The 16,099-nt window shown below is 61.8% G+C and carries 1 protein-coding gene; it reads right to left on the bottom strand.

Annotated elements, in window-relative coordinates; all coding sequences use genetic code 11:
• Positions 1 to 132: 132 nt before the first annotated feature.
• A complete protein-coding gene (locus tag AB4P92_RS14630; protein ID WP_395599639.1) occupies positions 133 to 15,768 on the bottom strand; it encodes a LapA family giant adhesin in 15,636 nt (5,211 codons plus the stop codon).
• Positions 15,769 to 16,099: the final 331 nt, after the last annotated feature.

Here is a 16,099-nt window from a genome sequence, read left to right as displayed (position 1 = left end):
ATGAACCAGCGTCATGCTGTCAGCAGCATAGCCAACTGCGCGCAAGTATGCGGTGCGGCGACCCAATCGTCACCGCTGCGCTCATCACAAACATGACGGCCGCCCTGGAAGGGCGGCCGTTTTTTACGTGGATCAGCTGTTGTTGTGGTCGACTTTGATGGTCGGGTCGCTGCCGGCAATCAGGTTGTGGATGTTGGCGCTCGACCAGTTGTTGCCTTCCAGTTTGATCGTCACGTCCGGCGTTGCTGCGGCGGCGTCACCCGAGTTGAACTTGCCTGCCGAGCTGACTTGCAGCGACGACGTGCCATCGACCGTGGTGATCTTCAGGAAGTTGTCGATGGTGCTGCCGGTTTCGCCCTGCAACAGATCACGCAAGTCGATACGGTCACCTTCGCTGGCCTTGAAGTCCTTGATCACGTCGCTGCCGGTGTCACCCGCCTTCCAGACGAAGGTGTCGGCGCCGGAACCACCGATCAGGATGTCATTGCCCTGACCGCCGATCAGCGTGTCGTTGCCGGTACCGCCCAGCAGGATGTCATTGCCTTTGCCGCCGTCGAGCAAATCGTTGCCGCCCGAACCAAACAGGATGTCATTGCCCGCGCCGCCTAACAGGGTGTCGTTGCCGTCATGCGAACCGGACACATCGAACGCCTGATAGTGCTCGGTGATGTACTGGTGCACATTGCTGGTGCTGACTTTGCTGACCTCGACGCCGGTTTCCTTGGCGACGAACGCCTGCATTGCCTGGTAACCCTCGCCGGCAATGCCGTTGAAGCTCACCAGATCGCCGAACAGGATGTCGTTGCCGGCACCACCGTTGACGGTGTCGTTGCCCGGCATCGTCGCTTCGGTGTGGCCGATGATCGAGTTGGCCAGGTCTTTCGGATCGATGTTGGTTTGCGGCGTCTTGTCCGAATCGTACGGTTTCAGGTCGTTGAGGCTGACACCGCTGTTAAGGCCGATGGCTTCGACGTTCGACAGGTTGCTGAGCAACGAGAAGCTGCTGCTGGAGTTGGCAGTGGTGTAGTAATCGGTGCTGTTGCCGCTGCCCGCCAGGCCGGAGAACTCGTAGGTGCCGTCACCCTGGGCGTGCAGTGTGCCGAAGTTCTGGTACGACCAGCTGCCGCCCGACTTGGTCCAGACCGTCACAGAGCCGTTCGCGCTGATATCGATCTGGTGCGAGCTGTCCGGATACAGGCTGACGGCGGTCCCCAACTTATAGTTGGTGGTGGTGATCAGGCTATCGAGGGTTTTGTTGCCGTACAGGTACGGGTTGGTCGATTCGCCGGTCTGGTAGTAGGTCGGCTGGCCATCGGTGATGAAGTACGTCAGGTTCTTCGCACCGGTGTTGGCTACCGCTTCGGCGCTTTGGAAGAAGTTGGCCGTAGTTTTGAACACGTCCTCGTAGTTGGTGCCGCCGCCGGACGTCATGGAGTCCAGCACCGCCTTGAGCTTGGTCAGCGCGCTCGGGTCGTTGAGGTTCACCGACACCGACTGTTTGACCTGGGTATCGAAGTCCACCAGGAAGATGTTCACCGTGCCCGAGTTGCTGCCGCCCAGGCTCTGCTTGAGGGTGTTGAACACCGAGGTCAGCGAGTCCTTGGCCGAGTTGAGCGACGAGGTGCTCATACTGCCGGAGCTATCGACCATGAACGCGATGTTGTAGTTGGTGCCCGGCACTACGGTCAAACCGCCGATGTCGGCAACAATGATGTCGTTGCCATCGGTACCGACGACATTGTCATCAGCCGAAGTCGCGGTAATGGCGTTGTAGACCGCCGGTACCACGGTGACCGGAATGGTCGCAGTGCTGCTGGCCGAACCGCCCACGGCTTCGGTGGAGGTCGAAGTCACGGTCAGGTTGAACTGGCCGTTGTAGTAGGTCGGCGGGGTCACGGTCAGGCTACCGAGGCTCCAACCGGTGACGTTGGCTTCGCCGTTGCTCGCGGTGACGGTGAAGCTATGGCCGGCGCCGTCGCTCAGTACCGAACCGACCGGTGCGCCGCTGATCTTCACGCTCAGGGTTTCCGAGCCGTCGGTGTCGGTCAGCGCGGTGTTGATCGCCGACAGTTTCACCGTGGTGCCTTCGGCGCCGGTGTTGAGTTTGTAGCCGTCGTAATAGCCTTCGCCGTTAGTACCGTGCAGGTCGGAGACGGTCACGCCGGAGTTCACCAGATCCTGCACGCCGGTGTAGATCGGCACGCCGGCGCTGCTCAGGTCGATTGGCGTGCTGCCGTTGACCGACAGGTTCACGTCATAGCTGCCCGGGCCACTCTGGTTGTGGTGGTAGATGTCCAGGGTGTAGTAGCCGCTGGTGGTCGGGGTGAACGAACCGCTGATCGCGCCGCCCGCGCCCCAGGTACCCGACGCCACGTTCTTGCCGCCGATGGTGATCAGCAGGCTGTCGTCGGCCACACCACTGAAGCTGTAGGTCTTGCCGGCTTCCAGGTAGATCAGGCCCGACGTTTTCGATGCGGTGCCAGCCGTCACGCTGCCGTCGGACTGCACGTTGGTCACGCTGCCGCTGGAGTTAGGCGTGCCAGCGCCGTCGATCACATTCTTCAGGGTGGTCGAGTCTGCGCCGTTGCCGTTGGTGCCAAGGCCCGACAGACCGGTCCAGACTTCCTTGATCAGCCCGGTCGACCTCACGCTGTTGTCGGCAACGCCCAGAGTCGGAGCGTCCGCCACTGGTGTGATGTCGATTTTCACGGTGCCGGTATTGCCCAGCAGTTGGCCGTCGGTTGGCTGGAACTTGATCTGCGCATAGTCGGCCTGGTTGTTGCCAATGCCGGTGCCGCCATAACCGTTCACGCCCGACTCGTTGGCGTCAGGCATGAAGCGCAGCTTGCCAGCGTCGATGTCAGCCTTGCTGAAGGTCTGGTTGTTGGCGACGTCTTTCCAGGTCGAACCGTCGAGGTACTGCAGTTTGCCCTCACCCGGCAGCTGGGTGATTTTCACCCCGAGGCTGCTGGCCGGGCTGTCAACGTCGCTCACGCCGAAGGTCGACCAGCCCAGGATCAGCGGGGTGTCTTCGGTGCCGGTGACGTTGATTGGCGCTGCAACCGGTGCGTCGTTCACCGCCACCACATTGACTGTGGTGGTTGCGGTGTTGGAGTAGTTGCCGCCATCGGTCACGGTCACGGTGATGATGCGCGGCACGGTGCTCGGATCTTCACTGTTGTTGGTGAAGCTGATGTTCTTGATCGCCTGCATGTAATCGGCAAGCGTCGCGTTACCCGACAGAGTCAGGGTGACAGTGCCGTTGGTGTTGATTGCATTGATCGTGATGCCGTTGACGCTGTTGCCCAGATTCAGCGCATCGCCGTCCTGACGGTTGGTCAGCACAACGGTAGCGCCGGTCAGCATGGTGCTGTCCGGGTCGGTGATTCTGATATCGGTGTCGGCTATCGACACGCCGGCGCCCGGTGTGTTCTCGGTAAAGGTCACCTTGTAGTCGGCCCCGGTGGCGCCGCTGGAGTTGTTGGCGTCCAGATCGATAACCGGTGGCGCATCGTTGTCGATGATCGAGGTGCTGACGCTGCCATTGGTGGTGCTGACCGCCAGATTCTCGAAGTTGCCGCCAGTGGCCGAGTCGATCTTGACCACGAAGTTCTCAGTGCCTTCGGTGATCTTGTCATCGAGGGTCGCGACGTTGAACTGCGCGCTGCTGGCGCCGGCCGGGATCTTCACGGTGTACACGCCAGTGAAGTCCGAACCGTCGGCAGCGGTGCCGCTGTAGACGATTTTCAGGGTCACCTCGGTTTGCGCCGGGTGCGTCAGGCTGACGGTATAGCTGGCGGTCTGACCTTCAGTTACCGAGGTGCTGCCGGTGATGCTGGCAGTGGTGGTGTCGATGGTGTCGGTGACGCTGGTCACGGCCGGAGTCGTGCTCGGCACCAGTTTTTCGAAGTTGCCACCTGTGGCGGAGCTGATCGTTGCCTGCACGGAACCGGCGTCTCTGTAGACGTCATCGGCTGGCGCAGGAACGGTCACGGTGCCGGTGGTTTTGCCAGCGTCGATAGTGATCACCGAGCCGTTGCTCAGAGTCACGGTGACTGGCGAGCCAGCAGCGTTGGTCAGCGTCGCGGTGTAGGTGATTTGACCACCCTCGGCCACGCTGCCGGTCGCGGTCAGCGACAGGTTTGTAGTGTCGACAGTGTCGGTCACGGTGGTGCTGACCGGGGTTTTGTCGGCTACGAGGTTTTCGTAGTTCCCGCCAGTTACGTTGGTGATCGAGTTGGTGATCGGCGCGTGGCCAGTCAACACATCGTTCGGCGCAACGAAGGTCGCGGTGCCAGTGGTCTGGCCGACGCCGATAGTGATGGTCTGACCGTTGGCCAGTGTCACGACGACAGGCGAGTCGGTGACTGGAGCACCGACAGTGGCGGTGTAGACGACGTTGCCGCCTTCAGCGGCTGTACCGGTGGCAGTCAACTTCACTGTCGTGGTGTCGATGGTGTCGGTGACGCTGGTCACTGCTGGCGTCGTGCTCGGCACCAGGTTTTCGAAGTTGCCACCGGTGGCGGTGCTGATCGTTGCCTGTACTGAACCGGCGTCTCTGTAGACGTCATCGGTCGGTGCAGGAATGGTCACGGTGCCGGTAGTTTTGCCAGCGTCGATGGTGATGACCGAGCCGTTCGACAGGGTCACGGTCACTGGCGAACCAGCAGCGTTGGTCAGCGTCGCGGTGTAGGTGATTTGACCACCTTCGGCAACAGAACCGGTCGCGGTCAGCGACAGGTTGGTGGTGTCGACGGTGTCGGTCACGGTGGTGCTGACCGGGGTTTTGTCGGCTACGAGGTTTTCGTAGTTCCCGCCAGTTACGTTGGTGATCGAGTTGGTGATCGGCGCGTGGCCAGTCAACACATCGTTCGGCGCAACGAAGGTCGCGGTGCCAGTGGTCTGGCCGACGTCGATAGTAATCGTCTGACCGTTGGCCAGTGTCACGACGACAGGCGAGTCGGTGACAGGCGCGCCGACAGTGGCGGTGTAGACGACGTTGCCGCCTTCAGCCGCTGTACCGGTGGCGGTCAGCTTCACGGTGGTGGTGTCGATGGTGTCGGTGACGCTGGTCACTGCTGGAACAGTGCTTGGCACCAGGTTTTCGAAGTTGCCACCTGTGGCGGTGCTGATCGTTGCCTGCACGGAACCGGCGTCTCTGTATACGTCATCGGCTGGCGCAGGAACGGTCACGGTGCCGGTGGTTTTGCCTGCTTCGATGGTGATGACCGAGCCGTTGCTCAGAGTCACGGTGACTGGCGAGCCAGCGGCGTTGGTCAGCGTCGCGGTGTAAGTGATCTGGCCACCCTCGGCCACGCTGCCGGTCGCGGTCAGCGACAGGTTGGTGGTGTCGGTGGTGTCGGTCACGGTTGTGCTGACCGGGGTTTTGTCAGCTACGAGGTTTTCGTAGTTGCCGCCAGTTACGTCGGTGATCGAGTTGGTGATCGGCGCGTGGCCAGTCAACACATCGTTCGGCGCAACGAAGGTCGCGGTGCCAGTGGTCTGGCCGACGCCGATAGTAATCGTCTGACCGTTGGCCAGTGTCACGACGACAGGCGAGCCGGTGACTGGAGCACCGATAGTGGCGGTGTAGACGACGTTGCCGCCTTCAGCCGCTGCGCCGGTGGCGGTCAGCTTCACGGTGGTGGTGTCGATGGTGTCGGTGACGCTGGTCACTGCTGGCGTCGTGCTCGGCACCAGGTTTTCGAAGTTGCCACCTGTGGCGGTGCTGATCGTTGCCTGCACGGAACCGGCGTCTTTGTAGACGTCATCGGTCGGTGCCGGAACGGTCACAGTGCCGGTGGTTTTGCCAGCGTCGATGGTGATGACCGAGCCGTTCGACAGGGTCACCGTCACTGGCGAACCAGCGGCGTTGGTCAGGGTCGCGGTGTAGGTGATCTGGCCACCCTCGGCCACAGAACCGGTTGCCGTCAGCGACAGGTTGGTGGTGTCGACGGTGTCGGTCACGGTGGTGCTGACCGGGGTTTTGTCAGCTACGAGGTTTTCGTAGTTGCCGCCGGTTACGTTGGTGATCGAGTTGGTGATCGGCGCATGACCAGTCAACACATCGTTCGGCGCAACGAAGGTCGCGGTGCCAGTGGTCTGGCCGACGCCGATAGTAATCGTCTGACCGTTGGCCAGTGTCACGACGACAGGCGAGTCGGTGACAGGCGCGCCGACAGTGGCGGTGTAGACGACGTTGCCGCCTTCAGCCGCTGTACCGGTGGCGGTCAGCTTCACGGTGGTGGTGTCGATGGTGTCGGTGACGCTGGTCACTGCTGGCGTCGTGCTCGGCACCAGGTTTTCGAAGTTGCCACCTGTGGCGGTGCTGATCGTTGCCTGCACGGAACCGGCGTCTTTGTAGACGTCATCGGTCGGTGCCGGAACGGTCACAGTGCCGGTGGTTTTGCCAGCGTCGATGGTGATGACCGAGCCGTTCGACAGGGTCACCGTCACTGGCGAACCAGCGGCGTTGGTCAGGGTCGCGGTGTAGGTGATCTGGCCACCCTCGGCCACAGAACCGGTTGCCGTCAGCGACAGGTTGGTGGTGTCGACGGTGTCGGTCACGGTGGTGCTGACCGGGGTTTTGTCAGCTACGAGGTTTTCGTAGTTGCCGCCGGTTACGTTGGTGATCGAGTTGGTGATCGGCGCATGACCAGTCAACACATCGTTCGGCGCAACGAAGGTCGCGGTGCCAGTGGTCTGGCCGACGCCGATAGTAATCGTCTGACCGTTGGCCAGTGTCACGACGACAGGCGAGTCGGTGACAGGCGCGCCGACAGTGGCGGTGTAGACGACGTTGCCGCCTTCAGCCGCTGTACCGGTGGCGGTCAGCTTCACGGTGGTGGTGTCGATGGTGTCGGTGACGCTGGTCACTGCTGGCGTCGTGCTCGGCACCAGGTTTTCGAAGTTGCCACCTGTGGCGGTGCTGATCGTTGCCTGCACGGAACCGGCGTCTCTGTATACGTCATCGGCTGGCGCAGGAACGGTCACGGTGCCGGTGGTTTTGCCTGCTTCGATGGTGATGACCGAGCCGTTGCTCAGAGTCACGGTGACTGGCGAGCCAGCGGCGTTGGTCAGCGTCGCGGTGTAAGTGATCTGGCCACCCTCGGCCACGCTGCCGGTCGCGGTCAGCGACAGGTTGGTGGTGTCGGTGGTGTCAGTTACGGTTGTGCTGACCGGGGTTTTGTCAGCTACGAGGTTTTCGTAGTTGCCGCCGGTTACGTCGGTGATCGAGTTGGTCAGCGGGGTGTGACCGGTCAACGCGTCATTCGGCGCAGTCGTTGTCGCAGTGCCAGAGGTTTGGCCGACACCGATGGTGATGGTCTGACCGTTAGCCAGGGTCACGACAACCGGCGAACCAGTTACTGGCGCGCCGACAGTGGCGGTGTATGTGACAGTGCCACCTTCAGCCGCCGATTCGGTCGCGGTGAGTTTGACGGTCGAGGTGTCGATGGTGTCAGTAACGTCGGTCACGGCCGGAACGGTGCTTGGCACCAGGTTCTCGAAGTTACCGCCAGTTGCAGTCGAAATGGTCGCTTCGACTTTGCCCGCGTCCTTGTAGACGTCATCGGTCGGCGCCGGGACGGTCACAGTACCGAATGTTTTGCCAGCATCAATGGTGATCACGGCACCGTTCGACAGGGTCACCGTCACTGGCGAGCCAGCAGCGTTGGTCAGCGTCGCGGTGTAGGTGATTTGACCACCCTCGGTCACAGAACCGGTCGCAGCCAGCGACAGGTTGGTGGTGTCGACGGTGTCGGTCACGGTTGTCGAAACCGGTGTCTTGTCAGCCACCAAATCTTCGTAATTGCCGCCGCTCACCGCGGTAATCGAGTTGGTGATTGGCGCATGACCAGTCAACGCGTCGTTTGGCGCAATGGTGGTCGCGGTGCCGGTAGTCTGGCCGACGCCGATGGTGATGGTCTGACCGTTAGCCAAGGTCACGACAACCGGCGAACCCGTTACTGGCGCGCCAACAGTTGCGGTGTAAGTAACAGCGCCACCCTCAGCCGCCGATTCGGTCGCGGTCAGTTTGACGGTGGTGGTGTCGATGGTATCGGTAACGTCGGTGACGGCCGGAACGGTGTTTGGCACCAGGTTCTCGAAGTTACCGCCAGTTGCAGTCGAAATGGTCGCTTCGACTTTGCCCGCGTCCTTGTAGACGTCATCGGTCGGCGCCGGGACGGTCACAGTACCGAATGTTTTGCCAGCATCAATGGTGATCACGGCACCGTTCGACAGGGTCACCGTCACTGGCGAGCCAGCAGCGTTGGTCAGCGTCGCGGTGTAGGTGATTTGACCACCTTCGGCCACAGAACCGGTTGCTGTCAGCGACAGGTTTGTAGTGTCGACGGTATCGGTCACGGTTGTCGAAACCGGCGTCTTGTCAGCCACCAAATCTTCGTAATTGCCGCCGCTCACCGCGGTAATCGAGTTGGTGATTGGCGCATGACCAGTCAACGCGTCATTCGGCGCAGTCGTTATCGCAGTGCCAGAGGTTTGGCCGACGCCGATGGTGATGGTCTGCCCGTTAGCCAGGGTCACGACAACTGGAGAACCGGTTACTGGAGCGCCGACAGTTGCGGTGTAAGTAACAGTGCCACCCTCAGCCGCCGATTCGGTCGCGGTCAGTTTGACGGTGGTAGTGTCGATGGTGTCAGTAACGTCGGTCACGGCCGGAACGGTGCTTGGCACCAGGTTCTCGAAGTTACCGCCAGTGGCAGTCGAAATGGTCGCTTCGACTTTGCCCGCGTCCTTGTAGACGTCATCGGTCGGCGCCGGGACGGTCACAGTACCAGACGTCTTGCCAGCTTCGATGGTGATCACAGCGCCGTTCGACAGGGTCACCGTAACCGGCGTGCCGGCCGGGTTGGTCAGCGTCGCGGTGTAAACGATCGAACCGCCTTCAGCCACCGAGTCGGTCGCGGTCAGGTTCAGGTTGGTGGTGTCGGTGGTGTCAGAAACCGCGGTGTCAGCGGGCTTGCCGTCGATAGCGAGGTTTTCGTAGTTGCCGCCGGTGGCGCCGTCGATGGTCACGCTCAGGGAGCTGCCGCCAGCCAATGGGCTGTTCGGCGCGACGAAGTTAACCGTGCCGGTGGTTTCGCCCACGGCGATGGTGATGGTCTGGCCGTTGGACAGGGTCACCACGACTGGGGAGCCGGTCACCGGTGCGGTCACGGTTGCGGTATAGACCACGGTTTCGCCTTCGGCGACGTTCGCGGTGGCGCTCAGCGACACGGTGGAGGTGTCGATGGTGTCGTTGACGGTGGTCACGGCCGGCACAGTGCTCGGCACCAGGTTTTCGAAGTTACCGCCAGTGGCAGTCGAAATGGTTGCTTCGACTTTGCCGGCATCTTTGTAAACGTCATCGGCTGGCGCAGGAACGGTCACGGTACCAGTGGTTTTGCCCGCCTCGATCGTGATCACCGAGCCGTTCGACAGGGTCACGGTAACCGGCGAACCGGCAGCGTTGGTCAGGGTCGCGGTGTAAGTGATCTGGCCGCCTTCATTTACCGAACCGGTGGCGCTGAGCGACAGGTTGGTGGTGTCGGTGGTGTCAGTCACGGTGGTGCTGACCGGGGTTTTGTCGGCTACGAGGTTTTCGTAATTACCGCCGGTTACGTCGGTGATCGAGTTAGTGAGCGGTGCATGACCGGTCAACACATCATTCGGTGCGGTGGTGCTCACGGTGCCAGTGGTCTGGCCGACACCGATGGTGATGTTCTGACCGTTGGCCAGGGTCACGACAACTGGAGAACCCGTTACTGGAGCGCCCACAGTCGCTGTGTAAGTAACAGTGCCACCCTCAGCCGCCGATTCTGTCGCGGTGAGTTTGACGGTCGAGGTGTCGATGGTGTCAGTAACGTCGGTCACGGCTGGTGTGGTGCTTGGCACCAGGTTCTCGAAGTTACCGCCAGTCGCTTCCTTAATGGTGACTTCGACTTTGCCAGCGTCTTTGTAAACGTCATCGGCTGGCGCTGGAACGGTCACGGTGCCGCTGGTTTTACCCGCTTCGATAGTGATTACAGAGCCGTTGCTCAGAGTCACGGTCACTGGCGAACCGGCAGCGTTGGTCAGGGTCGCGGTATAGGTGATCTGGCCACCCTCGGCCACGGAACCGGTAGCCGTCAGCGAAAGGTTGGTGGTGTCGATCGTATCGGTTACCGAAGTCACGGCCGGCGTTTTGTCCGCCACCAGATTTTCGTAATTGCCGCCGCTGGTGCCGTCAATCTTCACGCTCAGGGTGTTGCCACCGGCGAGTGCATCGTTCGGCGCAGTGAAGTTGACGCTGCCGCTGCTGGCGCCGACCGGAATGGTGATGGTCTGGCCGTTGGACAGGGTCACGACAACCGGGGAGCCGGTGACCGGCGCGGTCAAGGACGCGGTGTAAACCACCACGCCACCTTCAACGGTGCTCGCCGTGGCGGTCAGCGAAACGGTGCTGTTGTCGATGGTGTCGGTAACGTCGGTGACGGCAGGGGTCTTGTCGACCACCAGGTTCTCGAAGTTGCCGCCGGTGGTCGTGGTGATGCTCGCGTCGACTTTGCCGGCGTCCTTGTACACGTCATCGTCGGGAGCTGCGACGGTGGCGGTGCCGGTAGTCGCGCCTTTGGCGATGTTGATCACCGCGCCGTTGCTCAAGGTCACGGTCATGGCCGTGCCGGCTGCATTGGTCAATGTGGCGGTGTAGATAATCGAGCCGCCCTCGGCGACCGAACCGGTCGCGCTCAGGCTGATATTGGTGGTGTCGACGGTGTCGGTCACGGTGGTGCTGACCGGGGTTTTGTCAGCGACCAGATTTTCGTAGTTGCCGCCGGTCACGTTGGTGATCGAGTTGGTCAGCGGTGTATGGCCGGTCAATACGTCGTTCGGTGCGGTAGTGGTCGCGGTGCCTGTGGTCTGGCCCACGGCAATGGTGATGCTCTGGCCGTTGGCCAGGGTAACCACGACAGGTGAACCCGTCACGGGCGCACCGACGGTAGCGGTGTAGATGACGCTGGCACCTTCAGCCGCGGTTTCGCTGGCGGTCAGTTTGACGGTGGTGGTGTCGACGGTATCGGTCACGTCGGTGACGGCCGCAACGGTGCTCGGCACCAGATTCTCGAAGTTGCCGCCGGTAGCATCCTTGATGGTCACTTCGACTTTGCCGGCGTCCTTGTAGACGTCATCGGCAGGCGCTGGAACGGTCACGGTGCCGGTGGTCTTACCAGCCTCGATGGTGATCACCGAACCGTTCGACAGGGTCACGGTAACGGGCGAGCCCGCAGCGTTGGTCAGGGTCGCGGTGTAGGTGATCTGGCCACCCTCGGCCACGGAACCGGTCGCACTCAGCGACAGATTGGTGGTGTCAGTGGTGTCGGTCACGGTGGTGCTGACCGGGGTTTTGTCGGCCACGAGGTTTTCGTAGTTGCCGCCGGTTACGTCGGTGATCGAGTTGACCAGCGGTGCATGGCCGGTCAATGCATCGTTCGGGGCAATCGTTGTCGCGGTGCCGGAGGTCTGGCCAACACCGATGGTGATGCTCTGGCCGTTAGCCAGGGTCACGGTCACTGGAGAACCCGTCACCGGTGCACCGACAGTCGCGGTGTAAGTGACGGTGCCACCTTCTGCAGCGGACTCGGTCGCAGTCAGTTTTACGGTCGAGGTATCGACGGTGTCGGTAATCTCAGTGACGGCTGGAACGGTGCTCGGCACCAGGTTCTCGAAATTGCCGCCAGTCGCCGTGGCAATGGTCGCTTCCACTTTGCCAGCGTCTATATAGACGTCATCGGCAGGCGCCGGAACGGTCACGGTGCCGGACGTTTTGCCGGCCTCAATGGTGATCACGGCACCGTTCGACAGAGTCACGGTGACTGGCGAGCCAGCAGCGTTGGTCAGGGTGGCGGTGTAGGTGATCTGGCCACCCTCAGCCACAGAACCGGTCGCCGTCAGCGACAGGTTGGTGGTGTCGGTTGTGTCAGTCACGGTGGTGCTGACCGGGGTTTTGTCGGCGACCAGATTTTCGTAGTTGCCGCCCGTCACGTTGGTGATCGAGTTGGTGACCGGGGCTTGGCCAACCAATGCATCGTTCGGTGCGGTGGTGGTCACGGTGCCCGTGGTCTGGCCGACGGCGATGGTGATGTTCTGGCCGTTGGCCAATGTCACCACGACCGGCGAGCCAGTCACCGGCGCGCCAACGGTAGCGGTGTAGGTGACGGTGCCACCTTCAGCGACCGAGGTATCGGCAGTCAGTTTTACGGTCGAGGTATCGACGGTGTCGGTAATCTCAGTGACGGCTGGAACGGTGCTCGGCACCAGGTTCTCGAAATTGCCGCCAGTCGCCGTGGCAATGGTCGCTTCGACTTTGCCAGCGTCTATATAGACGTCATCGGCAGGCGCCGGAACGGTCACGGTGCCGGACGTTTTGCCGGCCTCAATGGTGATCACGGCACCGTTCGACAGAGTCACGGTGACTGGCGAGCCAGCAGCGTTGGTCAGGGTGGCGGTGTAGGTGATCTGGCCACCCTCAGCCACAGAACCCGTTGCACTCAGCGACAGGTTGGTGGTGTCCGCTACGTCAGTCACGGTGGTCGAAACCGGCGTCTTGTCGGCCACGAGGTCTTCGTAGTTGCCGCCGGAAACGCCGGTGATCGAGTTGGTCAGCGGTGCATTACCGGCCAGCGCATCGTTCGGCGCGGCAGCCGTCACGGTGCCAGTGGTCTGGCCGACGGCGATGGTGATGCTCTGACCGTTGGCCAGGGTCACGACAACCGGCGAGCCGGTCACTGGCGCACCAACGGTGGCGGTGTAAGTGACGGTGCCACCTTCCGCCACCGAAGTATCAGCGGTCAGTTTCACGGTCGAAGTGTCGACGGTGTCAGTGACTTCGGTCACCGCGGGCGTGGTACTCGGGACAAGGTTCTCGAAATTGCCGCCAGTCGCCGTGGCAATGGTCGCTTCGACTTTGCCGGCGTCTTTATAGACGTCATCAGCAGGCGCCGGAACTGTCACGGTGCCGGTGGTGTTGCCAGCGTCGATAGTGATGACAGAACCGTTCGAAAGGGTCACGGTCACTGGCGTGCCAGCCGGATTGGTCAGGGTCGCTGTGTAAACGATCGAACCACCTTCAGCCACCGTGCCGGTGGCGCTGAGGCTCAGGCCGGTGTTGTCGACCGAGTCGGTGATGGTGGTCACTGCTGGCGTCGGGTTCGGCACCAGGTTTTCGAAGTTGCCGCCGGTAGCGCCAGTGATGGTGGTGCTGACGGTGCTGCCGTTGTTGTAAACGTCATTGGCCGCAGTCGGCACGTTGACGGTGCCGGTGGTCTGGCCCGGGTCAATGGTGATGGTCGAGCCGTTCGACAAGGTGACGGTGACCGGCGTTTGCGCCGGGTTGGTCAGGGTCGCGGTGTAGGTGATCTGGCCACCTTCGGTGACGCTGCCGGTCGCGGTCAGGGTCAGGCCGGTGTTGTCGACCGAGTCAGTGATGGTGGTCACTGCTGGCGTCGGGTTCGGCACCAGGTTTTCGAAGTTGCCACCGGTAGCGCCGGTAATGGTGGTGCTGACGGTGCTGCCATTGTTGTAAACGTCGTTGGCCGGGGTCGGCACGTTGACGGTGCCGGTGGTCTGGCCCGCGTCAATGGTGATAGTCGAGCCGTTCGACAGGGTGACGGTAACCGGCGTTTGTGCCGGGTTGGTCAGGGTCGCGGTATAGGTGATCTGGCCACCCTCGACGACGCTGCCGGTCGCGGTCAGGGTGAGGCCGGTGTTGTCGACCGAGTCGGTGATGGTGGTCACTGCTGGCGTCGGGTTCGGCACCAGGTTTTCGAAGTTGCCGCCGGTAGCGCCAGTGATGGTGGTGCTGACGGTGCTGCCATTGTTGTAGACGTCATTGGCCGCAGTCGGCACGTTGACGGTGCCGGTGGTCTGGCCCGCGTCAATGGTGATGGTCGAGCCGTTCGACAAGGTGACGGTGACCGGCGTTTGCGCCGGGTTGGTCAGGGTCGCGGTGTAGGTGATCTGGCCACCTTCGGTGACGCTGCCGGTCGCGGTCAGGGTGAGGCCGGTGTTGTCGACCGAGTCGGTGATGGTGGTCACTGCTGGCGTCGGGTTCGGCACCAGGTTTTCGAAGTTGCCGCCGGTAGCGCCAGTGATGGTGGTGCTGACGGTGCTGCCGTTGTTGTAAACGTCATTGGCCGCAGTCGGCACGTTGACGGTGCCGGTGGTCTGGCCCGCGTCAATGGTGATGGTCGAGCCGTTCGACAGGGTGACGGTAACCGGCGTTTGTGCCGGGTTGGTCAGGGTCGCGGTATAGGTGATCTGGCCACCCTCGACGACGCTGCCGGTCGCGGTCAGGGTGAGGCCGGTGTTGTCGACCGAGTCGGTGATGGTGGTCACTGCTGGCGTCGGGTTCGGCACCAGGTTTTCGAAGTTGCCGCCGGTAGCGCCAGTGATGGTGGTGCTGACGGTGCTGCCATTGTTGTAGACGTCATTGGCCGCAGTCGGCACGTTGACGGTGCCGGTGGTCTGGCCCGCGTCAATGGTGATGGTCGAGCCGTTCGACAAGGTGACGGTGACCGGCGTTTGCGCCGGGTTGGTCAGGGTCGCGGTGTAGGTGATCTGGCCACCTTCGGTGACGCTGCCGGTCGCGGTCAGGGTGAGGCCGGTGTTGTCGACCGAGTCAGTGATGGTGGTCACTGCTGGCGTCGGGTTCGGCACCAGGTTTTCGAAGTTGCCGCCGGTAGCGCCAGTGATGGTGGTGCTGACGGTGCTGCCATTGTTGTAAACGTCGTTGGCCGGGGTCGGTACGTTGACGGTGCCGGTGGTCTGGCCCGCGTCAATGGTGATGGTCGAGCCGTTCGACAGGGTGACGGTGACCGGCGTTTGCGCCGGGTTGGTCAGGGTCGCGGTGTAGGTGATCTGGCCACCTTCGGTGACATTCGGCCCCGCCGTCAGAGTGACGGTGGTGGTGTCGATTGTGTCGGTAACCTGAGTCGTGGCCGGTGTGGTCGGCGGCGTCACGGTGATGCCGTTGCCGCCGGTGGTGCCGGTGACGGTCACGTCGATCTGGGTCGGGTCGTTATAAACCGAGTCGTTCGGTGCCAGCGGTACGTTGACGGTACCGGTGGTCGAGCCGGCCGGAATCACAATCACCGAGCCGTTGGACAGAGTGATGGTCAGGTCGGTGAGCGGCGCCTGGGTCAGGGTCGCGGTGTAAACCAGCACGCCGCCGGCTTCGGTGATGGTCGGCGTTGCGCTTAGGCTCAGGGTCGAATCACGCAGGGCATTCGTCGTGGTGTCGGTGTTCTGGCCCCCGGTGATGTTCTGTGCAGCCTGACCGGCCGAATTGATGCCCGCCGTCGGGAAACCAATAGTCGGATCAACGCGACCTGCCGTGGCGTCGAGCATCACGAAACTATGACCGCCGCCGGCTGCACCACCCGTACCTGCGGCGCTTGGGCCGGCAGCGGTGGCTTCGAGTGCGGTAGTCGGGTCGACACCGGCGGCGATGGCCTGCTGCAGTTCTTCTACAGACGGCGCAGCCTGCGCGGTGGCTTCGGACAGGTCAGTGCTGGAGTCGGGCGCGCTGGCGCTCCATTGGGTTTCACGACCCAGATCCAGGGTGCGGCCATCAGCCAATTCAAGTGTTACAGCGCCGGAAAGACCGGTGTCGATCTGATCGCCGACAAACAGTCGGTCGCCCTCAACGAGCACGCGGCGTACGCCCTCTGGGGACACCACGAATACCTGACCAACAATGCTTTTGACGATGGCAACAACACTGCTCATTGAAGACTCTCCGGGTGTCACGTTCAGTTGACTTCCATGAACCTGAAGGCATGGATGCCAATTCAGTCTGGACGTACTTTAAAAATGTGCGAAAAAAGTTTTGACGCTTCTAATCGTCAATAATTTGGCTATAATCTTTCGATATTAACTTTATGCCAAACTATTGACCTTCTGGGTGCCATCCTAAACAATCGTCCCACTAATGTCACATTGATATTCCGCGGCGACCTGTCCTTTTGCATGTGAACCAGTTCCTGTTTTGAACTTTCCGACATACGGTCAATCCAGTCGCCAATCATCCGACACAGCAGCACGTTTAGCTGTGATTCAA

The organism is Pseudomonas sp. A0308, assembly GCF_044218815.1.
Taxonomy (GTDB): Bacteria; Pseudomonadota; Gammaproteobacteria; order Pseudomonadales; family Pseudomonadaceae; genus Aquipseudomonas; species Aquipseudomonas iridis.
The sequence above is the reverse complement of the archived record's forward strand: the minus strand, read 5'-3'. Positions and strand labels throughout refer to the sequence as shown.